This window comes from Planotetraspora kaengkrachanensis, from assembly GCF_016862895.1.
GTDB classification, from domain to species: Bacteria; Actinomycetota; Actinomycetes; order Streptosporangiales; family Streptosporangiaceae; genus Planotetraspora; species Planotetraspora kaengkrachanensis.
Genome location: NZ_BONV01000001.1, coordinates 311,666 through 335,096 on the forward strand (window position 1 = coordinate 311,666; position 23,431 = coordinate 335,096).

The 23,431-nt window shown below is 69.3% G+C and carries 21 protein-coding genes and 1 riboswitch; of the genes, 11 read left to right on the forward strand and 10 right to left on the reverse strand.

Annotated features, from left to right (window positions below; genetic code table 11):
* Positions 1–33: 33 nt before the first annotated feature.
* The gene (locus tag Pka01_RS01405; protein WP_203880658.1) at positions 34–1,194 is read left to right on the forward strand and encodes an NAD-dependent formate dehydrogenase; all 1,161 of its coding nucleotides are present in this window, start codon (positions 34–36) and stop codon (positions 1,192–1,194) included.
* Positions 1,195–1,369: 175 nt separating this feature from the next.
* On the forward strand, positions 1,370–3,454 hold the full coding sequence (locus Pka01_RS01410; protein WP_203880659.1) for a xanthine dehydrogenase family protein molybdopterin-binding subunit: 2,085 nt from the start codon (positions 1,370–1,372) through the stop codon (positions 3,452–3,454).
* Positions 3,455–3,573: 119 nt separating this feature from the next.
* Here the strand turns inward: Pka01_RS01410 and Pka01_RS01415 are convergent, their stop codons facing one another.
* Together Pka01_RS01415 and Pka01_RS01420 are read right to left on the reverse strand one after the other, a co-directional pair.
* Positions 3,574–3,732 carry a hypothetical protein gene (locus Pka01_RS01415; protein WP_203880660.1) on the reverse strand — a complete coding sequence of 53 codons (159 nt, stop codon included), beginning with the start codon at positions 3,730–3,732 and terminating at the stop codon, positions 3,574–3,576.
* Positions 3,733–3,879: 147 nt separating this feature from the next.
* Positions 3,880–4,905, reverse strand: a complete 1,026-nt coding sequence (locus Pka01_RS01420) for an aldo/keto reductase (protein WP_203880661.1) — start codon at positions 4,903–4,905, stop codon at positions 3,880–3,882.
* Between the two features lie 247 nt (positions 4,906–5,152).
* Between Pka01_RS01420 and Pka01_RS01425 the strand changes: the two genes are divergently transcribed.
* Positions 5,153–6,046 (forward strand): helix-turn-helix transcriptional regulator, encoded by an 894-nt coding sequence (locus tag Pka01_RS01425; protein WP_203880662.1) that lies wholly within the window; start codon positions 5,153–5,155, stop codon positions 6,044–6,046.
* A 44-nt stretch (positions 6,047–6,090) separates the two neighbouring features.
* Here Pka01_RS01425 and Pka01_RS01430 read toward each other — a convergent pair whose 3' ends face one another.
* Positions 6,091–7,107: an aldo/keto reductase gene (locus tag Pka01_RS01430; protein WP_203880663.1), complete on the reverse strand. Its 1,017-nt coding sequence runs from the start codon at positions 7,105–7,107 to the stop codon at positions 6,091–6,093.
* A gap of 148 nt (positions 7,108–7,255) precedes the next feature.
* Positions 7,256–8,125 carry an alpha/beta fold hydrolase gene (locus Pka01_RS01435; RefSeq protein ID WP_203880664.1) on the reverse strand — a complete coding sequence of 290 codons (870 nt, stop codon included), beginning with the start codon at positions 8,123–8,125 and terminating at the stop codon, positions 7,256–7,258.
* 120 nt (positions 8,126–8,245) lie between these two features.
* On the opposite strand from Pka01_RS01435, the gene Pka01_RS01440 reads away from it, so the two are divergent.
* Positions 8,246–9,427, forward strand: a complete 1,182-nt coding sequence (locus tag Pka01_RS01440; protein WP_239114624.1) for a threonine synthase — start codon at positions 8,246–8,248, stop codon at positions 9,425–9,427.
* 125 nt (positions 9,428–9,552) lie between these two features.
* Here the strand turns inward: Pka01_RS01440 and Pka01_RS01445 are convergent, their stop codons facing one another.
* Positions 9,553–9,933 (reverse strand): DUF5997 family protein, encoded by a 381-nt coding sequence (locus Pka01_RS01445; RefSeq protein WP_203880666.1) that lies wholly within the window; start codon positions 9,931–9,933, stop codon positions 9,553–9,555.
* Between the two features lie 55 nt (positions 9,934–9,988).
* On the opposite strand from Pka01_RS01445, the gene Pka01_RS01450 reads away from it, so the two are divergent.
* Entirely contained in the window at positions 9,989–10,726 is a 738-nt protein-coding gene (locus tag Pka01_RS01450) for a LysR substrate-binding domain-containing protein (RefSeq protein ID WP_239114625.1), read from the forward strand.
* 192 nt (positions 10,727–10,918) lie between these two features.
* Here the strand turns inward: Pka01_RS01450 and Pka01_RS01455 are convergent, their stop codons facing one another.
* The 3 genes from Pka01_RS01455 to Pka01_RS01465 all read right to left on the reverse strand — a co-directional run bounded on the left by Pka01_RS01455 (position 10,919) and on the right by Pka01_RS01465 (position 15,038).
* Positions 10,919–11,446: a C40 family peptidase gene (locus Pka01_RS01455; protein ID WP_239114626.1), complete on the reverse strand. Its 528-nt coding sequence runs from the start codon at positions 11,444–11,446 to the stop codon at positions 10,919–10,921.
* Between the two features lie 64 nt (positions 11,447–11,510).
* Positions 11,511–11,669: riboswitch (cyclic di-AMP (ydaO/yuaA leader) on the reverse strand.
* Between the two features lie 879 nt (positions 11,670–12,548).
* On the reverse strand, positions 12,549–13,514 hold the full coding sequence (locus Pka01_RS01460) for a C40 family peptidase (protein ID WP_203880667.1): 966 nt from the start codon (positions 13,512–13,514) through the stop codon (positions 12,549–12,551).
* A gap of 207 nt (positions 13,515–13,721) precedes the next feature.
* On the reverse strand, positions 13,722–15,038 hold the full coding sequence (locus Pka01_RS01465) for an NYN domain-containing protein (RefSeq protein ID WP_203880668.1): 1,317 nt from the start codon (positions 15,036–15,038) through the stop codon (positions 13,722–13,724).
* A 231-nt stretch (positions 15,039–15,269) separates the two neighbouring features.
* Between Pka01_RS01465 and Pka01_RS01470 the strand changes: the two genes are divergently transcribed.
* Positions 15,270–17,000, forward strand: coding sequence for a DEDD exonuclease domain-containing protein (locus Pka01_RS01470; RefSeq protein WP_203880669.1), 1,731 nt, complete (start codon positions 15,270–15,272; stop codon positions 16,998–17,000).
* Positions 17,001–17,051: 51 nt separating this feature from the next.
* Positions 17,052–17,339 carry an Lrp/AsnC family transcriptional regulator gene (locus tag Pka01_RS01475; protein ID WP_203880670.1) on the forward strand — a complete coding sequence of 96 codons (288 nt, stop codon included), beginning with the start codon at positions 17,052–17,054 and terminating at the stop codon, positions 17,337–17,339.
* Positions 17,340–17,603: 264 nt separating this feature from the next.
* Here Pka01_RS01475 and trpD read toward each other — a convergent pair whose 3' ends face one another.
* Together trpD and Pka01_RS01485 are read right to left on the reverse strand one after the other, a co-directional pair.
* Entirely contained in the window at positions 17,604–18,647 is a 1,044-nt protein-coding gene (gene trpD, locus Pka01_RS01480; protein WP_203880671.1) for an anthranilate phosphoribosyltransferase, read from the reverse strand.
* Between the two features lie 34 nt (positions 18,648–18,681).
* The gene (locus Pka01_RS01485) at positions 18,682–19,095 is read right to left on the reverse strand and encodes a hypothetical protein (RefSeq protein ID WP_203880672.1); all 414 of its coding nucleotides are present in this window, start codon (positions 19,093–19,095) and stop codon (positions 18,682–18,684) included.
* A 162-nt stretch (positions 19,096–19,257) separates the two neighbouring features.
* Between Pka01_RS01485 and ctaE the strand changes: the two genes are divergently transcribed.
* From ctaE to qcrB, 4 genes are all read left to right on the forward strand, one after another.
* Complete coding sequence (gene ctaE / locus Pka01_RS01490; protein WP_203880673.1) at positions 19,258–19,875, forward strand: aa3-type cytochrome oxidase subunit III; 618 nt, start codon at positions 19,258–19,260, stop codon at positions 19,873–19,875.
* Positions 19,876–19,943: 68 nt separating this feature from the next.
* The gene (qcrC, locus tag Pka01_RS01495; protein WP_425570995.1) at positions 19,944–20,705 is read left to right on the forward strand and encodes a cytochrome bc1 complex diheme cytochrome c subunit; all 762 of its coding nucleotides are present in this window, start codon (positions 19,944–19,946) and stop codon (positions 20,703–20,705) included.
* On the forward strand, positions 20,702–21,781 hold the full coding sequence (gene qcrA, locus Pka01_RS01500) for a cytochrome bc1 complex Rieske iron-sulfur subunit (RefSeq protein WP_203880675.1): 1,080 nt from the start codon (positions 20,702–20,704) through the stop codon (positions 21,779–21,781). The genes qcrC and qcrA overlap by 4 nt, the downstream gene beginning before the upstream one ends.
* Complete coding sequence (gene qcrB, locus Pka01_RS01505; protein ID WP_203880935.1) at positions 21,781–23,412, forward strand: cytochrome bc1 complex cytochrome b subunit; 1,632 nt, start codon at positions 21,781–21,783, stop codon at positions 23,410–23,412. Before qcrA ends, qcrB begins: the two co-directional genes overlap by 1 nt.
* Positions 23,413–23,431 lie beyond the last annotated feature (19 nt).

Below are 23,431 nucleotides of genomic sequence, written 5' to 3' on the forward strand. Positions count from 1 at the left end.
ATCTGCCCCCGGCCTCGATGAGGAGCCGACATCATGGCGAAAGTGCTCTGCGTCCTGTACGACGACCCGACCAGCGGATACCCCACCACGTACGCGAGGGACGACCTGCCGGTCGTCGACGCATATCCCGGCGGCCAGACCCTGCCCACACCCAAGGCCGTCGACTTCACCCCCGGCCACCTGCTCGGCAGCGTCTCAGGCGAACTCGGCCTCCGCCGCTTCCTCGAAGAACGCGGCCACACCCTGGTCGTCACCTCCGACAAAGAAGGCACCGACTCGGTCTTCGACCGCGAACTGCCCGACGCCGACGTCGTCATCTCCCAGCCGTTCTGGCCCGCCTACCTCACAGCCGAACGCATCGCGAAAGCACCCAACCTGAAGCTCGCCATCACCGCCGGAATCGGCTCCGACCACGTCGACCTCGACGCCGCCATCACCCACGGCATCACCGTCGCCGAAGTCACCTACTGCAACAGCATCAGCGTCGCCGAACACGTCGTCATGATGATCCTCTCCCAGGTCCGCAACTACCTGCCCTCCTACCAGGTCGTCCTCGACGGCGGATGGAACATCGCCGACTGCGTCAGCCGCTCCTACGACGTCGAGGGCATGCACATCGGCACCGTCGCCGCCGGCCGCATCGGCCTGGCCGTCCTGCGCAGACTCAAGCCCTTCGACGTACGCCTCCACTACACCGACCGCCACCGCCTCCCCCGTGAGGTCGAGGAGGAACTCGGCCTCACCTGGCACGACAGCACCCAGGACATGGTCCCCTTCTGCGACGTGGTGACGGTCAACGCCCCGCTGCACCCTGAGACCGAGGGACTGTTCGACGACAAACTCATCTCCACGATGAAACGCGGCGCCTACCTGATCAACACGGCCCGCGCGAAGATCGCCGACCGCGACTCCATCGCACGAGCCCTGGAAAGCGGCCAACTCGCCGGATACGCAGGCGACGTCTGGTACCCCCAACCCGCCCCGGCCGACCACCCCTGGCGGACCATGCCCCACCACGGCATGACCCCGCACATCTCCGGATCGTCGCTGTCGGCCCAGGCGCGCTACGCCGCCGGCACCCGCGAAATCCTCGAAGCCTGGCTCGACGGAACCCCCATCCGCGACGAATACCTCATCGTCCAAGGCGGAGGCCTCGCCGGCACCGGGGCCCACTCCTACTCCACCCGGAGCTGACCGCGGATCCGCCCCGGTGGAGCCATGGTGTCTCCACCGGGGCGGCGCATTCAGGTCAAGCACGCTCACGTTTCCCTATAGATGGAGATTGCCGACGCAAGGGTAGAGATTCGCCCGTGATGGTCGAAATCAACCGACACGGCCTCCTGCCGGGTGGCGCCGAACCGGTGGTCCCATGACGCTCACGGGCACGCAGGCGGTCGGGGCGGCCCTGAGCCGGATCGAGGGGCGGGAGAAGGTCACCGGTACGGCCCGCTACGCGTTCGAGTATGCGGCGGGCCGCGACGTCGCCCACGCCGTGCCTGTTCAGGCGACCATCGGCAGGGGCGAGGTCGTCGAGGTGGACACCGATCCCGTGCTCGCCCTGCCGGGCGTCATCGCGGTGATCTGGTACGGCAACGCGCCTCGCCTGGGCCCTTCGGACGACGGCGAACTCGCCCTGTTCCAGTCGAACCGGGTGGCGTACCGGGGCCAGATCGTGGCGGCGGTGGTCGCGGAGACGATCGAGACGGCCCGCGAGGCGGCCGGCCGGGTCCGGATCGAGTACCGGCAGGAGCCGCACGACGTGGTGCTGCGGGTCGACCATCCCGCCATGTACAGGCCGCCGAAGGTGGCCCCCGACTACCCGACGGACACCGAGGTGGGCGACCCCGACACGGCGCTGCGTGAGGCCGCCGTCAGCGTCGACCTGACCTACACCACGCCCGCCCAGCACAACAACCCGATGGAGCCGCACGCGACGGTGGCCGTCTGGGAGGACGGCGGCCTCACGCTGTACGACTCCAACCAGGGCTCGTCGGCGGTCCGCGACGTCCTGTCGAGGCTGTTCGAGCTGCCGCCAGACCGGGTACGCGTGATCGCACCGCACGTGGGCGGCGGCTTCGGGTCCAAACTGGCGCCCCATCCCCCGGTGGTCCTCGCCGCCGTCGCCGCGAAGGTGACCGGCCGGGCGGTGAAGGTGGCGACGACGCGGCAGCAGATGTTCGCCTTCGTCGGCTACCGTACGCCGATCATCCAGCGGGTCCGCCTGGGCGCAGGCAGGGACGGCGGCCTGACGGCCGTCATTCACGACGCCTTCGAGCAGACCTCCACCGTCAGGGAGTTCGCCGAGCAGACGACGACCCCCACCCGTGTCATGTACGCCGCGCCCAACCGGCGGACGACCCACCGGCTGACCGCACTCGACGTCCCGACGCCGACGTTCATGCGTGCGCCCGGCGAGTGCCCGGGGATGTTCGCGCTGGAGTCGGCCATGGACGAGCTGGCCATCGCCTGCGGGATCGACCCGATCGAGTTGCGCCTCCGCAACGAACCCGCGGTGCACCCCGAGACCGGCGTGCCGTTCAGCTCACGCGGCCTCGTCGCGTGCCTGCGCGAGGGGGCGGAACGGTTCGGATGGGCGGACCGCGATCCCACGCCGGGCGCGCGCAGAGCCGGCCGCCGGATGGTCGGGACCGGCGTGGCCTCCTCGACATATCCCGTCGTCCGCCGCCCGTCGCAGGCGACGGCACGCGTGGAGGCCGACGGGCGGTTCACGGTGGGCGTCGCCGCCGCCGACATCGGCACGGGAGCGCGGACGGCGCTGACCCAGATCGCCGCCGACGCCCTGCGCGTCTCGCCGGACGAGGTGCGCGTGGAGGTCGGTGACAGCCGCCTGCCCACCGCGCCCATCGCCGGCGGGTCCATGGGCACCGCCTCCTGGGGGACGGCGGTCGTGCGGGCCTGCGAGGCGCTGCGGGAGGAGATCGGCCGCAGGGGCGACGTCCGGCCGCTCGAAGCCCGCGCCGACACCGCCGACGAGATCGCGTCGCAGCCGAGGCTGTCCCGTCATGCCTTCGGAGCCCAGTTCGCCGAGGTCGCGGTCGACACGGACACCGGCGAGGTACGGGTGACCCGCCTGCTCGGCGTCTTCGCGGTCGGCCGGGTGATCAACCCGAAGACGGCGAGGTCGCAGTTCATCGGGGGCATGACGATGGGACTCGGCATGGCGCTGATGGAGGAGAGCGTGATGGACGTGGAGTTCGGCGACTACCTCAACCACGACTTCGCCCAGTATCACGTGGCCGCGTGCGCCGACGTGCCCGAGATCGAGGTCCACTGGATCGAGGAGGAGGACCCGCAGATCAATCCGATGGGTTCCAAGGGCATCGGCGAGATCGGCATCGTCGGCACGGCCGCCGCCGTGGCCAACGCCGTCCACCACGCCACCGGCATCCGGGTGCGCGACCTTCCCATCCGCATCGACCGTCTGGTGCACTGAGACCGGCGGAGACCGGGCACAGGCCGGGCCGTACGGTCCGCTGCCGGAGCCGGCCGCATGTCGCGTGGACCGTGACGGCCGTGACGGCCGTGACGGCCGTGACCCGCGCCCGGGCGGGGCTAGCTGCCCATGATGTTGCCATCGGTGTGCATGACCGGACCGCCATGGCCGGCCTCCGCGGTGGCCGCGGGGGCTGCTGCCGTGAGGCCGAGCACGATGATGGTCACTGCCGTCGCCGCACCGGCGAGGAGCCGGGCCGTGAAGCCACGGGACTTCATCGGATACCACCTTTCCTCGTGATCATTTTCGAGTGTTACATATGGGGCGGTTCGGGTCACAGAGTTCCGGTCACCGGTCGTACGGCGGGACGACCGCCCAGGAGACGGGCGGTCGTCGCGCACCGGCAGGATCGACGCGTCAAACGTCTAGACCTCCCGAGCTTCGGAAGTGTCCGACATATCCGAGTACCGGGCGCCCACCACTTCGCCTGCGATCGGCTCCAGCAGTGCCAGCTCGTCCGCGGTCAGCACGATCCGGGTGGCCGCGGCGTTCTCCAGGAGGCGGCTGCGCCTGCGGGTCCCGGGGATCGGCACCACTGTCAGGCCGTGCGATTCGGCCCGCTGCTGCACCCAGGCCAGGGCGATCTGCCCCATGGTGGCGCCGTGGTCCGCCGCGATCTTACGCACGGGCTCCAGAAGAACCGCGTTCGCCCTGGCGTTGTCGCCGGACAGGCGCGGTACCGACCGCCGGAAGTCGCCGCCGGTGAAATCCTTGCTCGCGTCCGTGAAGGCACCGGCCAGAAAGGCCCGCCCGAGCGGCGAGTACGGCACGAAGGCGACCCCGAGCTCGGCGGCGGCGCCGACCACGCTGCGCTCGACCTCACGGCTGATGAGCGACCACTCCGACTGCACGGCGGTGATCGGGTGCACGGCGTGCGCCTCGCGCAGCTCGGCTCCGGTGACCTCGCTCAGGCCGAGGTGCTTGATCTTGCCTTCGCGCACCAGCTCGGCCATGGCGCCGACGGATTCGGCGAACGGTACGCCGGGGTCTCTGCGGTGCATGTAGTAGACGTCGATGACGTCGACGTTCAGGCGGCGCAGGCTCGCCTCGACGGCCCCTTTGATGTACGCGGGATCGTTGCGGATGCCCATGTAGCCCGTGCCGTCGGCACGGCTCTCGAAGCCGAACTTGGTGGCCAGAGTGATCTCGTCGCGGTGCGCGGCGACGAACGGCACGAGGAACTCCTCATTGGCACCGTGGCCGTACGCGTCGGCGGTGTCGATGAGGGTGACGCCCGCCTCGACGGCGGCCGCCAGGGTGTCGCGGGCGGCCGCGGCGTCCGTCTGTCCATAGCCTGCGCTGATGCCCATGGCACCGAAGCCCTGTACGCCGACGAGAGGGCCGCCGGTGCCCAGCTCGACCTTACGGATCTGTTCGGTGAGGTTGCTCATGATGGCACTCAGGCCCCTTCCGGCGCCCGACGGGCGCCCATGTAGAAATCGATCTCGGAATCGAGCCCGGCGAGGGGGTCCCCACGTCCCACGCGGCGACCTCCGGTGGGCCCGATCTCCTGTCGCGTCCAGCTGGCCAGCTGCTTTCTCCATTGGGCGGGGAGAACGCGCGTCGTAGGGAGTCCTGGCTGTTAGGTGCCCTGGCAGGGCCCCTCATGTCCGCCGTCGCCGACATAGCCTGGTGGGCATGGATCGTCGGCAGGAGATCAGTCAGTTCCTGCGTACGCGCCGCGCGAAGGTCTCACCCGAACAGGCGGGGTTCAGCAGAGTCGGGAACCGTCGTGTGTCGGGCCTGCGCCGCGAGGAGGTCGCCGTCATCGCCGGCGTGAGCGTCGAGTACTACAGGCGCATCGAGCGCGGGGCGATCGCCGGTGTGTCCGCCGACGTGCTCGGCGCCATCGCCGAGGCGCTGCAGCTCGACGAAGCGGAAGCCGCGCATCTCTTCAATCTCGCCCGCGCCGCGAGGGGGGCGAGAAAGGCGAGCCCGCGCGATACGGTGCAGCGCGTACGACCCGGCATCCAGCGCATTCTCGAGGCCTTCGTCGGGTCGCCCGCCTCGGTCCACAACGAGCGGACGGATCTACTCGCCACGAACCGCCTCGGTCGCGCCTTCTACAGTGAACTCCTTGCCGGCGACATCGCGCGCGGCAACAACGCCCGGTTCGTCTTTCTCGACCCCCGCTCGCGCGATTTCTACTCGGATTGGGGAACAAGCGCCGATCAGCTCATCGCGATCATGCGCGGGCACCTCGGGCGAAACCCCGGCGACCGCGGCCTGTCGAATCTCATCGGGGAGCTGTCGGCTCAGAGCCGGGAATTCAGCACGCGGTGGGCGTCGTACAACGTCGAAAGTCACCGCACCGGCCGCAAGCACGTCAACCATCCCACCGTCGGAGCGCTCGAGCTCGACTACGAGACGATAGAGCTGTCGTCCGACCCGGGGTTGACGCTCCTGACGTATTTCGCCGAGCCGGGCTCGCCGAGTGCCGAGCGGCTCGCCCTGCTGGCGAGCTGGGCTGCGACATCCGACCAGGACGCCGTCGAGCGGACCGCGCGATCAGCGGTTGACGAGGATCGATGAGCGATACCCAGGCGACCACCCGGCCTGCGTCGTGCGCCCGGGTGTCAGGGGCGGCCGTCGACGCGCCGGGAGGCATCGCCGAACACCCAGGGTGAGGTCTGCGCGATGAAGGACGACGGGAACGTGGGGCTGAACCCGGTCGCGTCCTCAAGCCGGCGGGCGGCCTCGTCCGGCAGATCGACGCCGAGCGTACCGAGGTTGTCGGCCAGCTGCTCGACGGCGCGGGCACCGATGATGGGGTGAACGGCACGGGAGCGCGACCTGACCCAGGCGAGGGCGACCTGCGATGAAGTGACACCCAGTTCGTCGGCCACCGCCTGGACCGTCTTGGCGACGTTGAGATCATGCTCACTGATCTGACCGGGGTCGAGGCGGCTGGGGGCGTCGTTCGCGCCGCTGGTGTACTTGCCCGACAGGACGCCTCCGCCCAGAGGGCTCCAGGCGGCGACGGTCATGCCGAAGGATTCGGCCATGGGCAGCAGTTCGTTCTCGATGTCCCGGTTGAGCAGGCTGTAGGGCACCTGGAGACCGGCGAACGGCGTCCAGCCGCGCCACTCGGCCAGGGTGTTGGCGCGGGAGACGATCCAGGCCGGGGCGTCGGAGATCCCGACGTAGAGGACCTTCCCCCCGCGGACGGCGTCGTCCAGAGCCCGCATCGTCTCCTCGATCGGGGTGTGCCGGTCCCACAGGTGCACCCAGTAGATGTCGACGTAGTCGGTGCCCAACCGGCGCAGGCTCGTCTCCAGCGACGACGTCAGGTTCTTGCGGTGGTTGCCGGCGGCGTTGGGGTCGGTGCCGTCGCGGGAGACGGTGTACTTGGTGGCCAGTACGAACCGGTCCCTGCGCCCGTGCAGCAGTTCACCGAGGAACTCCTCACTGGCGCCACCGCGGTAGTTGATCGCGGTGTCGACGACGTTGCCGCCGGCGTCGGCATAGGCGTCCAGGATGCGCCGGCATTCGTCAAGAGGAGCGCCCACACCGCCCTGTTCGCCGAAGGTCATCGCCCCGAGGAACAGTTCGGACACACGCAGGCCGGTCTGGCCGAAAAGCCGGTAACGCATGGGTACTCCTCAGGGACTCAGACGACGCCATGGGAAAGGTACCAACGGCAGTGATCAAGTCACGCCGGCGGGGCGGTTTCCCGGCTGCTCGCCCCCGTCCCGCGCCGTGGCCGGCCCTTTAGGAGTCAGCCACGATGAGGGGGCGACATCAGCCGGCGGCGTCGAGGACCTCACGCAGCCGGCGGGCGAAGGCCTCAGGCTGCCCGGCATACCCGTACTCGCCGCCGAGGAAGCCGCCGTGGTGGCTGGGGAAGACCGTGGCCTTCTGGCCGAGCAGCTCGGCCGTGGCCACCGAGGTGCGTCCGGTGAAAACGTCCAGGGACTCCTCGCCCACCGCGATCACGACCCGCGTCGGCGCCGCGGTGAGCGCTTCTATGTCGGGACGGTGGCTGCTGACCGCCCAGGACCGGTCGGAGAGCAGCGGATCGTCACGGGAGCCGTCATCGTCGGTCGGCATACCGAACACGGCGGGATCCGGCGCGGGCTGGGCGAAGTAGTCGTCGGTGAACTCGCCCCGCCACGACGTCATCGTGATGAAGGCCGCCATGCCGGCGCCCCAGCCCTTGGCCTCGTACGCATCCCGGACGCCGGCCCGGACGCGCTCGGCGGCCTCGGCGTCGGGAAGTACCGGAATGAGCGGCGGCTCGTGCGCCACCAGGGTGGTCACGTCATCGGGGTAGGCCGCCACCAGGGCGAGCGCGGTCACCGCACCGCCGCTGCTCCCGAACATCTCGACCGGGCCCGCGCCGAGCGCCTCGATGAGGGCGTGCACGTCGGCGGCCTGGATCTGGGGCGCATGGTCGGCCCGGCCGTCCTTGCGGATGCTGCGGCCGAGGCCGCGCGGGTCGTAGGTGACCACCGTGCGGTCGGGGAAGTGCGACGCCAACGCGCCGAAGCCGCCGGCGTCCATGGGCTGGCCGATCATGAGGAGCGGCGGGCGTCCGTCGGCGGTCGGCAGCGGGCCGTGGACGTCGTAGGCGAGGTCGACTTCGGGAGTCTTGAGCATCTGCGTAGTCATGACGGTGTAGACCCCTCCCGCATCGAGAACTCATCGGACCCTACGCCCTTCAGCACCCCGACAGCATTCTCAATGGAGATCTCGGCCCCTTGTCGGTGGCGTCGCATAGCCTCGGCCCTCATGACATCGCTTGCCATCGCGCAACGTTCTCTCGGGGACGCGGCGCCGACCTTTCCTTTGTGGCCGCCGCTGACCTCCGGGTGCCCCGTGACGAGCACCGACGAGCTCGCCTTTCCCCTTGAGGTGGACTACTCCTATGCCGATCTTTCGCGCGAATTCCGCGATGTGCGGTCGGGGCCGGACATCGCACGGTGGCAGGAACTGCTGCCGCCCCTGCACGCCCCGACCCTGGGCGAGGGCGGCACACCGCTGGTGGAGCTGGACGGAGTGTTCGTCAAGGACGAGTCGCGCAATCCGACCTGGTCGCACAAGGACCGCCTGAACCGCGTGACAGTGAGCGCCGCCGTGGGCGCGGGCGCGCCGGGCATCGTGGTGTCCTCCTCCGGCAACCACGGCGCGTCCGCGGCGGCCTACGCGGCCCGCGCGGGGCTGGACGCGCTCGTGCTGGCCTCGGCGGAGTCCCCGCCCGCGGTGCAGGACTTCCTGCGTGCCTACGGGGCGAAGGTGCTGTCCGTGCCGTCGGAGGGGCGCTGGCCGCTGATGCGGCAGATCGTGGAGCGCCTGGGCTACCACCCGGTGAGCAACCTGACGGTCACCCACACCGGCCACCCGTTCGGGCCCGAGGGCTACAAGAGCCTCGCCTACGAGCTCCACGACCAGCTCGGCCGCACTCCGGCGGCGGTCTTCGTCCCGACCGGCTACGCCGAACTGCTCTACGGCCTGTGGAAGGGCTTCCGCGAGCTGCGCGACCTCGGGCTGGCCGAGGGCGCGCCGCGACTGTACTCGTGCGAGTCGGCGATCAACGCACCCCTGTCGCGGGCCTTCGCCGAGGGCATCGCCGCGGCGAAGATCGAGTACACGCCGGGCTCCCGCGCCTACGCCATCGGCGCGGCCCTGAGCGGCTACCGTGGTGTCGTGGCGCTGCGCGAGAGCGGCGGCGCGGCCCTGACCGTCACCGACGAGGAACTCGACGAGGCCCAGCGCAGGCTGGCCGGGCAGGGCCTGTGGGCGGAGCTGTCGAGCGCCGCCGGGCTGGCCGGGTACCGCCGGCTCGGGCAGAGGTTCGACGGCCCGGTGGTCTGCGTCTCGACCTCCGCCGGCTTCAAGGACCTGGGCGTCGGCACGGCCCCGCCGGAGACCGTCGATGCTTCCTGGGCCAGCGTCGAGCGGCTGTTCATCTGACCCGGACGCGGCGCAAACGGGTTGAGGGTCTCCTCAGCGTGTCCGCAAGCCGATGATCTGCTCTCACTCGGCGACGCGGTGGCGGCAGGCTGGAGACGCATCTGGGCTCGCAGACGCGCAGGCCCTCAGTTGTCCGGGGTCTGCTTGAGGCGGAGCGCTTCCTTGCGGGCCTCGGCGTGGACGGACCGCTCGCGCTCCAGCCACGCCGGGTTCTCCGCTTTCAGCGCCTCGATCTCAGCAGTGGTCAGCGGTCCGGTGATCCCGCTTCTGATCAGGCCGGAAATGGAGACCCTGAGCTTCGCGGCGATGACCTGCTTGGGGTGCGGGCCGTTGCGACGCAGGTCGGCGAGCCAGGCGGGCGGCGTCGACTGCAGCTCGTTCAGCTCGTCCCTGGAGACGACACCCTCCTGGAACTCGGCGGGAGTGGCCGAGAGGAGGACACCCAGCTTCTTGGCCGCCGTCGCGGGCTTCATCGTCTGGACGGTCTTCGGTTTGGGCGAGCTCATGGGGCCAAGAGTAGTCAGTCGGAACGGGTTCCCCTGACGTCGCTACCCTGAGGAAGTGACTGATGGAGAGACCGGCAGGGTGTTTCGGCTGGCGTACGTGCCCGGGGTGACACCCGCGAAATGGGTCAACGTCTGGACCGAAAGGATGCCCGGCGTGCCGCTTACCCTCGTCGCGGTTCCCGCGGCCGAGGTGGTGGAACTCCTGCGGAACGGCGGGGCCGACGCCGGATTCGTCAGGCTGCCGGTCGACCGGGACGGGCTCAGCGTGATTCCTCTCTACATGGAGACCACGGTCGTCGTGGTGCCCAAGGACCATGCGGCGGCCGCCGTCGATGAGGTGGCCGTCGCCGACCTCGTCGACGACGAGGTGTTCCATCCTCTGGACGACACCATCGAGTGGACGGCCCGGCCCGGGCTGCCCGCGTTCACCCGCCCGGCGACAACGGCGGACGCGGTCGAACTGGTGGCGGGCGGCGCCGGGATTCTCCTGGTTCCGCAGTCGCTGGCACGCCTCCACCACCGCAGGGATCTCACTTACCGGCCGGTGCCGGACGCGCCGCAGTCCCAGGTCGCGCTGACCTGGCCCAAGGACGCGACCACTGACCTGGTGGAAGATTTCATCGGCATCGTCCGCGGCCGGACAGTGAACAGCTCGCGGGGCCGTACCCCTGGCTCCCCTGCGGAGAAACCGGAGAAGCCGGCACAGCGGCAGGCACAGAAACCCGCGCAGACCGGCTCCGGTCGCCGGGCCGTGCCGGCCGGCCGTAAAAGAAAGGGCCACCGGCCTCGGTGACCCGCAGCCCCAGACTCCGGTTCGGACCCGCTCGGGGAGTGCGGGAAGGGCTGTTGCGAAGCTGTCCAGCGTGAGCTTGAGCGCGGTGACGGCCTCTCTCAGAACCGGTCCCCTTTCTCAGTGGAGATGTCCAGAGGACAAGTCGCGGGCATCTCCACTGAGAAGAGGTCGTCTTTCTTGGGACCTACGGGTCTACAGACCCGGCCGAACCGCTCCCACGAACGTCCGCTTGCGGTAGGAGTTCAGCTTGTCGATCCGGACCCGCGAACCGGAGTGCGGCGAGTGGATCATCTTGCCGTGTCCGACGTACATGCCGACGTGGCCGCCGCCGCTGGTGAAGATCAGGTCACCGATCTTGAAGTGACCCCACTTCACCTTCTTCTTGACGGCCTTCTTCTGGGAGTAGGTCGTCCGCGGCAGTTTCACGCCGGCCTTGCGCCAGGCGTACTTGACCAGACCGGAGCAGTCGAACGCGTGCGGGCCCGTGGCTCCCCAGCGGTACGGGTCGCCGATGTGCTTCTTCGCGGTCGAGATGGCTCGCCTCGCCTTGGCCTGCTGCAGGGCGGCCTTGCTCAGCTTCTTCTTCTTGACGACCTTCGCGACGGTCTTGGTGGTGGTGGCGGTCGTCGCCACCGTCGCCGTGGCCGCCTTCGCGGCCGTCACCGTCTGGGCCGACGCCGGTTGTGCGGAGAAGGCTCCGACGGAGGCTGTCAGCGCCACGCCCCCGAGGGAGACGAGGGCACGACGGGACAGACTTACGGGAGTGCTGGACAGGATCTCTCCTACGGTCTTCCACTTGCGCCTACCGGGTTAGCTGACGGATTCGGGCGGGGAAGTCGCCCTACGGCGCACTTGGCGCCGATTCACCCCGGACCCTCAGAGAAGGTCGAATGGGTCCCCGGCTCCGTGCCTCCTGACTGCACGGACTCGGCAGGTCACCGCCGCCTGCGGGCCTCACAGGGCCCAGGCGTGATCGAGTCGATGGCGACGGCGACGCATGGATGGTTGTTCCGGAATCGGCTGACCGACCCCGGCGACGCGCATGGCGTGCTCGTCGCGACGCCAGAAGCTATCCATTGATCGCACATTTCGGCAAAATCAACACATGAAAATGTAGATCGTCCTTTGCTGATCACGAATGCAAAACTGCTGGATATCTAATGGATATCTACGCTAAATGTGACTCTGCTCACACTTAACAAAACAAATGCTGAACGACGTCACATCAGTAACATCTGCCACACCAGTATGTGATCTTCGATGGGCGTTGGAGGACCCGATGCAGGGTCGGTCGGCACGCCCCACCCCCAGAGCGGATGGGTCATCACGCCCAGGCGGCATGCATAACCGAACGGCATACATGCCGATACGGCATGCATGGCCGTAACACGGGCCCGCACGGCAGACGCCGGCGGCGTATCGGCCCGGCACACGGCGGGGACGGGATACGGCACACGGACGGCCGCGAACGCACGGCAGGCGGTGTGCGCGCGACTCAGGCGGCGCAGGGCGACCCGAATGCCACGGCACAGCAAGGAAGGCCGGACGGCTCCGAGGACGCCCTCAGCGCGCTCTCGCGTTCCCGATCCGGCGTGCACAGGCCGCTTCCCGCCAGCTGAGGGCGGGTCGATGCATGATCACGAAGAGGAAACGCCCTGGCTCCGGGCGTCACGCCCGAATCCGTGCATGATCACGGACAACGGAAGCGCAGCTCACCGGCCGCGTGCCCGAACCTGTGCATGATCACGAGCAGCGGAGGCGCGGCTCAGCGGCCGCGCACGCGAACCTGTGCATGATCACACCACATGGGGGCGAGGGGAGGTCAGGGGCGGACCGCGCCGGCGATGCTGCCGTAGCCGGACAGGCTGACGACCTTCACGACATCACCCGTCTGGGGGGCGTGGACGACCTTGCCGTCGCCCGCGTAGATGCCGACGTGCCCGATGCCCGGGTGGAAGAGCAGGTCGCCGGGCTGGAGCTTGCTGAGCGACACCCGGCGGTTCGCCCCCCACGACCACTGCTCGTAGGTGGTGCGCGGAAGGCTCACCCCGGCGGCCGCCCAGGCCGCCTGAGTGAGGCCCGAGCAGTCCCACGAACCCGGGCCGGTGCCGCCGTACCGGTACGGCTTGCCGACCTGCTTGTAAGCGAACTGAAGTGCGGTCAACGCGTTGCCCGACGCCGAGCCGGTGTAGGTGATGCCGGCGCTGTTGGGGTTGCCCGCGTTGTAGGCGCCGAGCTTGACGAGCAGCGACTTCTGCTCCTTGACGAGCTTCTCCGCGTCCGCCTTCTTCTTCGACAGGTCGGACTTGGTCTTGGCCGCGTCGTCGAAGGCCGACTTCTGCGCGTCCCGCTTGTCCTTGAGCCCCTTGATCGCGGCCTCGTACTCGGCGAGCTGCTGGGCCCGCCCCTGCGAGAGCTGGTCGAGCGCGGCCATGCCGCTGAGCGCCGACTCCGGGTCGGAGCCGTAGAAGACGCCTCCCATCAGCGCCACGTCGCCGGTCTGGTAGGTGTTCACGGCGATGGACACCACGGACTGCCTGAGCGCGTCGACCTGGTGGTACTGCTTCTGGTAGTCGTCGTTGACGCTGTCGTACTTCTTCTTGGCCTTCTTGTACTTCTCGTTGGCGGCGTTGTAGTCGTCAACGATCTTGTCGGCCTGCGAGTTCAGCTTCTTCAGCTTGGCCTGAGCCTCGGCGATCGTGGGTTTCGGATCCGCCTGTGCGCTCGTCATCGGCAGCAGCAGAACCGCGGCGGCCAAGCCAGTGGCCACCGGTACACGCCCTCGCATCGAGGCTCCCTCGGGATCGACCCTAACCAGCGGGCGCGACTCTACTGGGGCGATCTTGGAGCTTCAACCTATTCGCAGCTATTCACGGCAATCGTCACAGAATGCGACACAAGCCATTCGAAGGGTGATCAGCGGCACGGTCCAACGCACGGGACCCTCTCCGAGGCCCTCGATCAGGCCCTCGATCAGGCCTCGATCAGGCCTCGATCAGGCCCGGCCGAGGCGGCGCAACAGAAGGGTCGACGGCACGGGCCGGGCCCCCATGCGCCGGACGGACTCGGCCACCTCTCGGTCGGACGACACGACCGCGATCGCCCTCCCGGGCGGCTCCGCGCGCACCAGGCGCCGGATGAGATCATCGGCGATCTCCCCTGGCGCGCTGAACATCACCCGGACGCCACGAGGCGCGGAGACGTGGACGGGACCGTTCAGCTCAGCGCCGTCGAAGACGCACGTCACCTCGACGCGAGCCTGGACGGCGAGACCGCCGAGCCCGGTGAGGATCCGGGACCGCTGGTCGGCCAGGGTGAGCGACGGATACCCCGTCTTGGTCACGTTGTAGCCGTCGATGATCAGATGCAGGTTGGGTATCGCCAGCAACTGGTCGAGCAGCTGGGGATCGTCGCTGGCCAGCGCCCTGGCGGGCATCGCGCCCACCCCCGGCTCCCCCGGCTTGACCCCGCTGACGTAGTCGGCCGGCCGGGTGATCGAGGTGGGCAGGGCGAGTTCCTTGCGCAGGCCGGCGGCCGCGTCCTGCAGGGCGTCCATGAGCACGCGGATGCGGGTGTCCTCGATGCTGCGGCCCTCGCGCGCCGCGCGGCGGCCCTCCTCGATCTGGCTCTCCGCCTCCGCGAGACGCTCCTTCAGCTTCCGCAGCTCGGTCTCCGCCGCCCCGCTCGTGCTGGCGGCCCTGCTCGTCGCCTCGGACGTCTCCGCCTGCAGCTCGGCCGACCTGGCCTCGGCGGCCCTGACCCGCTCCCGGGCGTCGTGCAGCTTGCGCCGCAGCTCCGCGATCTCCCCCCGTGCGGACCTGAGCTGCTCGCGGACCCGCTCGATCTCCTCCTTGGCCGTCGCCCGCTGCGCCGCGAGCTGCTCGCGCAGCCGCACCTCCGCCTGCTCGCGCTGGGACCCGGCGGCCGCCGCGTGCTCGATGTCGGCCCGCGCCGTCTCGACCAGATCGGGCCATCCCGGCGGGCGCGTCAGATAGGCCGCGGCCGCCACCATCACCGGCTCGGCGGCCGGTGGCGCCGAGCCCTCCGCGAGGGCGGCGACCAGCTCGGGCCAGGCCTCCTGCACGGTCTCGGCGACCAGCTCGCGGAACTCCTTGTCGGTCTCCAGCTGTGCGGCGATCGGGGCGCTGCCGAGCCGGGCGCGTTTGCGGGGGTCGAACTTGGCGATCCCGCGCAGCGGCCCCGGCACCGTGGCCGCGGACATGGATCCGAGCACCTGGGCGGCGAGTTCCACCACCTGTAACCGGACCTGCTCGGGCAACGGACGAGACAGGCCCTCTCCGGCTGAACTCATCCTGTCGCTCCTTGTACTTGTCCTTTCGTCAAGGGTACGGCTGGCAGACCCCTGTCCGAGTCGGCGATCAAAGCCCGCCTCCCCCTGACCTCCTGCGCCGTGCCGTCCGATCCATCTGGAAACACTCGATCCCCAGCCGAAAACTGAAATCCAGCGATATCTGGTCAGCGGGTCGGCCCACCCGCCAGAGCGGGGAGATCACGCCGATTGTCGGTCGGACTCCCTAAGGTCATGGCCGTGGACGCGGTACAGGGCACCCTGGACGAGCTCGGCACTCCCCTGCGAGAGGTCACCTTCGTGGTCTTCGACCTGGAGACCACGGGCGGATCGGCGGCCGAGCATGCGATCACCGAGATCGGCGCGGTGAAGGTCCGCGGCGGCGAGGTGCTGGGCGAGTTCGCGACCCTCGTCGACCCCGGCGGCCCGATCCCCCCGTTCATCTCGGTGCTCACCGGCATCACCGACGCCATGGTCATGGCGGCTCCGCCGTTCTCGCAGGTCCTGCCGAGCTTCCTGGAGTTCGTCAGGGGCGCGACGCTGGTCGCCCACAACGCGCCCTTCGACATGTCGTTCATCCGCGCCGCCTGCGCCGCGGGCGGATACCCGCCGCCCGCCAACCCGGTCGTCGACACCGCCGACCTCGCACGGCGCGTGCTGACCCGCGACGAGACGCCCAACTGCAAGCTGGGTACGCTGGCCAGGCTGTTCCGCAGCGCCACCGAGCCGTGTCACCGTGCCCTCGCCGACGCCAAGGCCACCGTCGACGTCCTGCACGGCCTCATCGCCAGGGTCGGCTCACTCGGCGTCCACACGCTGGAGGAGCTGCGGAGCTTCGCCCGGACGCCCACGCCCGAGCAGCAGAGAAAGCGCCACCTCGCCGAGGGGGTCCCCAGCGCGCCGGGCGTCTACGTCTTCGAAGATTCGCGCGGCGAGGCCCTCTACATCGGCAAGAGCTCCAACCTGCGCAACCGTGTCCGCAGCTACTTCACGGCGAGCGAGACGCGCTCCCGGATCCGCGAGATGGTCGGCATCGCCGAGCGGGTCAGGACCATCGTGTGCGCCACCGGCCTCGAGGCCGAGATCCGCGAGCTCAGGATGATCGGCTCCACCAAGCCCCGCTACAACAAGAGATCCCGGTTCCCCGAGCGCGTGGTGTGGCTCAAGCTCACCAACGAGCCGTTCCCCAGGCTCAGCATCGTCCGGGAGGTCAAGGACGACGGCGCCACCTACCTGGGGCCCTTCGGCAGCAGCCGTGCCGCCGACGACGCCAGGACGGCCATGCACGAGGCGCTGCCGCTGCGCCAGTGCACAGAGCGGCTCTCTGCTCGGGCCCTGCGGAGCGCCTGCACGCTCGCCGAGCTCGGCCGGTGCGGGGCCCCGTGTGAGGGCCGCGAGAGCGAGGAGGCCTACGCGCGGCACGTCCGCGGGGCCAAGCGCGCCATGGAGCACGACTCCGAGGCGGTGTTCTCGGCGCTGGAGGACCGCATGCGCCGCCTGTCCACCGAGCAGCGGTACGAGGAGGCCGCGGTCGACAGGGACCGCCTCGCGTCCTACATCAGGACTGCGGCTCGCATGCAGCGGCTGAGATCACTCACGGCCGTCTCCCAGATGGTGGCGGCGAGCCCGGCCTTCGACGGCGGCTGGGACATCCATGTGATCCGGTACGGCAGGCTCGCCGCCGCCGGGGTGATGCCCCGTGGCGCCCATCCCACGCCCTACGTGGACGCGCTGGTGGCCACCGCGGAGACGGTCGTCCCCGGGCCAGGGCCGACCCCGGCGGCCAGCGCCGAGGAGACCGAGTGCGTCCTGCGCTGGCTCGACTCCCCCGGAGTCAGACTGGTCCAGGTCGACGGCACCTGGAGCGTCCCCGCGTACGGCGCCGGCCGGCTGCGCGACCGCATCGAGCGCGCCTACCAGGGGCTGCATCCGCGGCAGCCGCGTGAGGGCAGGCCCCTGCGATGACGCTAGGGTCGTGGGCACAGCCGTACTCGCCACAAAGCAGGAGAGACCCCAATGGTCACCGCGATCGTGCACATCAAGGCCGATGTCCACCGGATCCCCGAGGTCGCCCAGACCATCGCCGAGATCGAGGGCGTCAGCGAGGTCTATTCGATCACCGGCGAGTTCGACCTGCTGGCCATGGTCCGGGTCGAGCGGTACGAGGAGATCGCCGAAGTGATCCCCGGCCGGGTCAACAAGGTTCCCGGCGTGAGCCACACCGAGACGCACATCGCGTTCCGGACCTACTCGCGCCACGACCTGGAGGCCGCCTTCTCCATCGGCCTCGGCGAATCCGACTGACCCGCCCCGCCTTGGGTGTGATCATGCACAGGTCCGGCCCCACCCCTTCCCCGTGATCATGCACAGGTTCAGCCGCACACACCCCCACCTGCACAAACCCTCGCCGTGATCATGCACAGATTCGGCCCCGCGCTCCCCCACCTGCACAAACCCTCGCCGTGATCATGCACAGGTTCGGTCGCACCCCGCCCGCACCACAGACCAGGGCATGCGCCCGCACGGCGGTCGCATGCCCGGTCCACGGGTCCGCGTACCTCTGAAGGTCTACGGGGTCAGGGACCGGCTGACCTCGACCCAGCGGTCGAGCGTCGCCGCTGCCCTGCCCGAGTCGACCGCCTCGGCGGCACGCTCGAAGGCCGCCGCGATGGCCGGGACGAGTTCGCCCTCCGGCCGCTCCAGTGCGACCAGCGCGGCGGCGGCGTTCAGGAGGACCGCGTCACGGATGGGCCCGGTCTTCCCGTTCACCAGGTCACGCACGGCCGCCGCGTTGAACTCCACGTCGCCGCCCCGCAGGTCTCCCGGCTGCGAGCGCGGGATGCCGATCTCCGCGGGGTCGAACAGGGTCTGGGTGGCGGTGCCGTCCCGGACCACGTAGACGGTGGACGGCGCGGCCGTGGACAGCTCGTCGAGACCGTCCTCCCCGCGGAACACCAGGGCGGAGACCCCGCGTTCGGCGAAGACGCCGGCGATCACCGGCAGCATCCTCGCGTCGTACACGCCGATCGCCTGGGCGGCGGGCCTGGCCGGGTTGGTCAGCGGGCCGAGGAAGTTGAAGACCGTCGGGACGCCGATCTCCTTGCGCGCCGGGCCGACGAACCGCAGGGCGGGGTGGTAGACGGGCGCGAAGCAGAAGGCGATGCCCGCCTCGACGGCCACCCTGGCCGTGATCTCGGGCGGCGGGTTGAGCGTGACGCCCAGGTGCTCGAGGACGTCCGCCGCCCCGCAGAGAGACGAGGCCGCCCGGTTTCCGTGCTTGACGACCCGGGCCCCCGCCGCGGCCGCGACCACGGCGGCCATGGTCGACACGTTGACCGTGTGGGCCCGGTCGCCGCCGGTGCCGACGACGTCCACGACCGGCCCCTCGACGGTGAGGGGGGTCGCGAGGTCGAGCATGGCGCGGGCGAGCCCGGTCACCTCGGCCACCGTCTCGCCCTTCGCCCGCAGAGCCACGACGAACGCGGCGATCTGGGCGGACGTCGCCCTACCGGACATGATCTCGCCCATGGCCCACGACGTCTCACCGGACGTCAGGTGTTCGCCGGAGATCAGCGCGTTCAGCAGCGAGGGCCATGTGGTGCGCGCGTCCATGGTGGGCTCCGCGGTGTCAGATGGGTGTCAGGTGTCAGACGGAATGGTTGGACGAGTTCGTGCCGGAGATGCTGAGGCGGCTGCGCATAAGACCGGCGACCGCCTCCGCGAGGACCACGGGGTCGATCGGGTGCGCGACCACCGCGTCGGCCCGGGACCAGTTCGCGAGCCAGCGGTCGTCGCGGCGCGCGATCAGCAGCAGGATCGGCGGGCAGTTGTGCACCTCGTCCTTGGCCTGCCTGCTGACGCCCATCCCTCCGGCGGGCACGGCCTCGCCGTCGAGGATCGCGACGCCGATGTCCCCGGCGTCGAGCAGTTTGATCACCGCCGGCTGCGTCGCGCACTCGACGATCTCGACCAGTGGCACGTCCGCGGCGGGACGCCGCCCGATGGCCAGCCGCACCTTCTCCCGGGTGCCGGCGTCGTCGCTGTAGACGAGAACCCTCATGTCACGCTCACTGTCGAATCGCGGGGTATGGTCATCGTGATGCTACCGGCGTGGCCGCCAGGCGCGTAGTCGCGGGGTTATTGCTGTGCAATGCCCGTTTTAGACGCAGGTTGAGAGCCTAACGGGGGGTCGTGCGGCGACCCGGCCCCGAGAACCGCAATAATGGCGCCCGTGGCGACAGCATCCGCAACTACTACGACGACGAGACCACACGCGTACAACCGGCCGAACCTGGTTCAGGTCGGGACGATCGTGTGGCTGTCCTCTGAGCTCATGTTCTTCGCGGCGCTGTTCGCGATGTACTTCACCATCCGGTCGGTCAGCCTCGGGGAGAACAGTCCCTGGCCTGAGGCGCACCTCAACATCCCCTTCGCGACGTTCAACACGACCGTCCTGGTCCTGTCGAGTGTCACCTGCCAGCTTGGCGTGTGGGCAGTGGAGCGGGGTGACGTCAAGAAGCTGCGTTTCTGGTACATCATCAGCTTCCTGATGGGCGCCTTCTTCGTGGGCGGTCAGCTTTGGGAGTACGCGAACCTCGCGAAGGAGGGTCACACCCTTTCGCACTCGCCGTACGACTCGGTGTTCTACCTGACCACGGGTTTCCACGGCATGCACGTGACGGGTGGCCTGATCGCGTTCCTGTTCCTGCTGGGACGCACGTACGCCGCGAAGCGCCTGACCACTGAGCAGAAGACCGCCGCGATCGTCGTGTCCTACTACTGGCACTTCGTGGACGTGGTCTGGATCGGCCTTTTCGCGACCATCTACATCATCAAATGATCGGAACGGGAAATTCGGTGAACTCCATCACCGCCCGACGGCGCCATCCTCTCGCACGATATGCCGTCGTGGCGCTCGCACTCGGTCTGCTCGGCGGTGGTTACGCCGTGGCCGCGCCGGGAGGCAGCAGCGCGGACGCGGCGATCGCGTCGGGCAAGGCCGACGACGTGGCGCAGGGCAAGAGCCTCTTCGTGGCCCATTGCGCCAGCTGCCACGGCATGAACGCCGAGGGCACCGCCAAGGCTCCCACCTTGGTGGGCGTTGGCGCGGCCGCCGTCGACTTCCAGGTCAGCACCGGCCGCATGCCGGCGGCGGACGCGGGCCCGCAGGCGCCCCGCAAGCCTCTCGGCGAGTGGGCCACCCCGCAGGCGATCAGCGACCTCGCGGCGTACGTCCAGTCGCTGGGCGGCGGTCCGACCCGGCCCGCGGCCGAGCAGGTCGATCCCGCCAAGGGCGATCCGGCGAAGGGCGGTGAGCTGTTCCGGGCGAACTGCATCCAGTGTCACAACTTCGTCGGCGCGGGCGGCGCGCTGACCTACGGCAAGTACGCTCCCCCGCTGAACCCGGCCACGCCGACCCAGATCTACGAGGCGATGGCCACGGGCCCGCAGGCGATGCCGGTCTTCAACGACTCGACGATCACGCCTGACCAGAAGCGGGACATGATCGCCTACATCACCCACGTGCGGTCGCAGGTCGACCCGGGCGGCTCCGGTCTCGGCCGGATCGGGCCCGTGACCGAGGGTCTCGTGGCGTGGATCGTGGGTCTCAGCCTCCTCATCCTGGCCGCCATCTGGATCACGGCGAAGAAGCGACGGACGCAGGCATGACAGAGAACTTCAACGATCAGCCTGAGGGACGCGTGCCGGCACGCGTCATCGGCACCCCGCCCTCCAACGGCCCCATCCTCGGAAACGAGGTCGTCCGCGAGGACAAGGCCGTGCCCGGTGTGTACCCCCAGGACCCGGCCGCGGCCAAGCGGGCGGAGCGGACCGTCGCGCTGCTGTTCACGATCACCTTCCTGGCGGGCGTGGCGTTCATCGCGTCCTACGTGATCTTCCAGGTAGGCACGATCGACAGGACGGCCGCCTCCAACTACGCCCTCGGCAGCTCGCTCAGCGTCGCGCTGCTCTCGCTCGCCGCGGGCATCGTGGTGTGGGTCCGGCGGATCATGCCGAAGTACAACCTCGTGCAGGAGCGCCACCCGATGGCCTCCGAGGCCGACACCAAGGAGTACGTCGAGGAGACGTTCCTCCAGGGCGCGAACGAGAGCGGCTTCGTCAAGCACAAGATGCTGCGCAGGACGCTGCTGCTGGCCGCGGCGCCGCTGGGCCTGGCCCCGCTGGTGCTGCTCAAGGACATGGGCCCGCTGCCCGGCACCGCGCTGCGGCACACGGTGTGGGGCGCCCCGACCAAGGACGGCAAGCCACGCCGACTCGTGGTCGAGGGCACCGGCCAGCCGATCCGCGCGGCCGACTTCAACTCACCCGGCGGCATCCTCTCGGTGATCCCCGAGGGCTACGAGGAGGACCTGAACGCGCTGGCCAAGGCCACGCTGATCCTGCTCAAGTTCCGCCCGGACGAGATCAAGTCCGGCACCAACCTGAACTGGACGCACGACGGCATCGTCGCGTACTCCAAGATCTGCACCCACGTGGGCTGCCCCGCCGCCCTCTATGAGCAGACGACGCACCACATCCTCTGCCCGTGCCACCAGTCGACGTTCGACGCGGCCGACGGCGCGAAGGTGATCTTCGGTCCCGCTGCCCGGCCGCTGCCGCAGCTGCCCATCGGGATCGACAACGAGGGCTACCTCGTCGCCAAGTCCGACTTCAAGGTCCCCGTCGGCCCCAGCTTCTGGGAGCGCGGCGACGCCGAGGCGGAAGCAAGGGAGCAGAAGGCGTGATGGACACCACTCCCAAGGCCATCTCAGGGGTCTCGACCTTCCTCGACGACCGCATCGGGGCAGGCAGCTTCCTCAAGCGGAACATGAGGAAGATCTTCCCCGACCACTGGTCGTTCCTGCTGGGCGAGATCGCGCTCTACTCGTTCATCATCCTGCTGCTGACCGGCACGTTCCTGACGTTCTGGTTCAAGCCGAGCATGGGCGAGGTCGTCTACTCCGGCTCCTACCAGCCGCTGGTGGGCGTGCAGATGTCCGAGGCGTACGCCTCGGCGCTGAACATCAGCTTCGACGTCCGCGGCGGCCTGCTGATCCGGCAGATTCACCACTGGGCGGCGCTGCTGTTCATCGCGGGCATGATGGTTCACATGCTGCGGGTGTTCTTCACCGGCGCCTACCGCAAGCCGCGTGAGCTGAACTGGCTCATCGGCGTCGGCCTGCTCTCGCTGGCGCTGCTGGAGGGCCTGACCGGCTACTCCCTGCCCGACGACCTGCTGTCCGGCGCCGGTCTGCGGATCACCGAGGGCGTCATGCTCGGCATTCCGGTGGTCGGCACCTACCTCACGTTCCTGCTGTTCGGGGGCGAGTACCCCGGGCACGACGTGATCTCGCGGTTCTTCACGATCCACATCCTGCTCATCCCGGGCATCCTGCTGGCGCTGATCTCGGCCCACATGGTCCTCATGTGGGTGCAGAAGCACACCCAGATGCCGGGCACCGGCCGCAACAACAAGAACGTGGTGGGGGCGCCCTTCTATCCGGCCTTCATGGCCAAGGCGGGCGCGTTCACCCTGTTCACGTTCGGTGTCATCGCGCTGCTCGGAACCTTCGCCCAGATCAACCCGATCTGGCTGTTCGGCCCGTACACGCCGGCGGACATCTCGGCGGGTAGCCAGCCCGACTTCTACATGGGATTCCTGGAAGGCTCTCTGCGGCTGATGCCCGCCTGGGAGATCAACTTCCTTGATCACACGGTCTCGCTGAGCGTGCTCATCCCTGCCCTGGTGCCGCTGGGCATCGTCATGACCGGCCTGGCGGTGTATCCGTTCATCGAGCAGTGGGTCACCGGCGACCGCAGTGAGCACCACGTCGCCGACCGTCCCCGCAACAACCCGGTCCGCACCGCGATCGGCTTCGCGGGAATCGCGTTCTACGGCGTGTTGTGGCTGCTCGGCGCCAACGACGAGATCTCGGCCAACTTCCACATCAGCCTGTACGAGACGACGATCATCGGTCGCTTCGCGATCTTCATCGTCCCGGCGATCGCCTACTTCGTCGCGTACCGGATCTGCCTCGGCCTGCAGCGCAAGGACGCCGAGGTTCTGTCCCACGGTGTGGAGTCGGGTGTCATCAAGCGTCTGCCGCACGGTGAGTACATCGAGGTCCACACGCCGCCGGCGCAGGACATCGCGGACCACATCCGCGGCAAGGCGGAGATCCCGATCATCGAGAGCGGCGTCGACGGCGAGGGAATCCCGCCGAAGGGGGCCCGCACCGCCCTCGGGCGCCTGCGCGCGAAGGTCAGTGAGGCGTACGGCACGGACCACGTCCCCTTCGACGAGGGACACGGCCACGACGAGCACGCCGCCATCGGCGCCGGGGACCAGTCAGACGGTCACCGGGACGGGCACTGAGAAACGCTGAGAACAGGGG

What these genes read in the sequence shown, in the direction of transcription:
- Pka01_RS01405 (WP_203880658.1), top strand. Translation starts at nt 34, where the DNA reads ATGGCGAAAGTGCTCTGCGTCCTGTACGACGACCCGACCAGCGGATAC.
- Pka01_RS01410 (WP_203880659.1), top strand. Translation starts at nt 1,370, where the DNA reads ATGACGCTCACGGGCACGCAGGCGGTCGGGGCGGCCCTGAGCCGGATC.
- Pka01_RS01415 (WP_203880660.1), bottom strand. Translation starts at nt 3,732, where the DNA reads ATGAAGTCCCGTGGCTTCACGGCCCGGCTCCTCGCCGGTGCGGCGACG.
- Pka01_RS01420 (WP_203880661.1), bottom strand. Translation starts at nt 4,905, where the DNA reads ATGAGCAACCTCACCGAACAGATCCGTAAGGTCGAGCTGGGCACCGGC.
- Pka01_RS01425 (WP_203880662.1), top strand. Translation starts at nt 5,153, where the DNA reads ATGGATCGTCGGCAGGAGATCAGTCAGTTCCTGCGTACGCGCCGCGCG.
- Pka01_RS01430 (WP_203880663.1), bottom strand. Translation starts at nt 7,107, where the DNA reads ATGCGTTACCGGCTTTTCGGCCAGACCGGCCTGCGTGTGTCCGAACTG.
- Pka01_RS01435 (WP_203880664.1), bottom strand. Translation starts at nt 8,125, where the DNA reads ATGACTACGCAGATGCTCAAGACTCCCGAAGTCGACCTCGCCTACGAC.
- Pka01_RS01440 (WP_239114624.1), top strand. Translation starts at nt 8,246, where the DNA reads ATGACATCGCTTGCCATCGCGCAACGTTCTCTCGGGGACGCGGCGCCG.
- Pka01_RS01445 (WP_203880666.1), bottom strand. Translation starts at nt 9,933, where the DNA reads ATGAGCTCGCCCAAACCGAAGACCGTCCAGACGATGAAGCCCGCGACG.
- Pka01_RS01460 (WP_203880667.1), bottom strand. Translation starts at nt 13,514, where the DNA reads ATGCGAGGGCGTGTACCGGTGGCCACTGGCTTGGCCGCCGCGGTTCTG.
- Pka01_RS01465 (WP_203880668.1), bottom strand. Translation starts at nt 15,038, where the DNA reads ATGAGTTCAGCCGGAGAGGGCCTGTCTCGTCCGTTGCCCGAGCAGGTC.
- Pka01_RS01470 (WP_203880669.1), top strand. Translation starts at nt 15,270, where the DNA reads ATGGCCGTGGACGCGGTACAGGGCACCCTGGACGAGCTCGGCACTCCC.
- Pka01_RS01475 (WP_203880670.1), top strand. Translation starts at nt 17,052, where the DNA reads ATGGTCACCGCGATCGTGCACATCAAGGCCGATGTCCACCGGATCCCC.
- trpD (WP_203880671.1), bottom strand. Translation starts at nt 18,647, where the DNA reads ATGGACGCGCGCACCACATGGCCCTCGCTGCTGAACGCGCTGATCTCC.
- Pka01_RS01485 (WP_203880672.1), bottom strand. Translation starts at nt 19,095, where the DNA reads ATGAGGGTTCTCGTCTACAGCGACGACGCCGGCACCCGGGAGAAGGTG.
- ctaE (WP_203880673.1), top strand. Translation starts at nt 19,258, where the DNA reads ATGGCGCCCGTGGCGACAGCATCCGCAACTACTACGACGACGAGACCA.
- qcrA (WP_203880675.1), top strand. Translation starts at nt 20,702, where the DNA reads ATGACAGAGAACTTCAACGATCAGCCTGAGGGACGCGTGCCGGCACGC.
- qcrB (WP_203880935.1), top strand. Translation starts at nt 21,781, where the DNA reads ATGGACACCACTCCCAAGGCCATCTCAGGGGTCTCGACCTTCCTCGAC.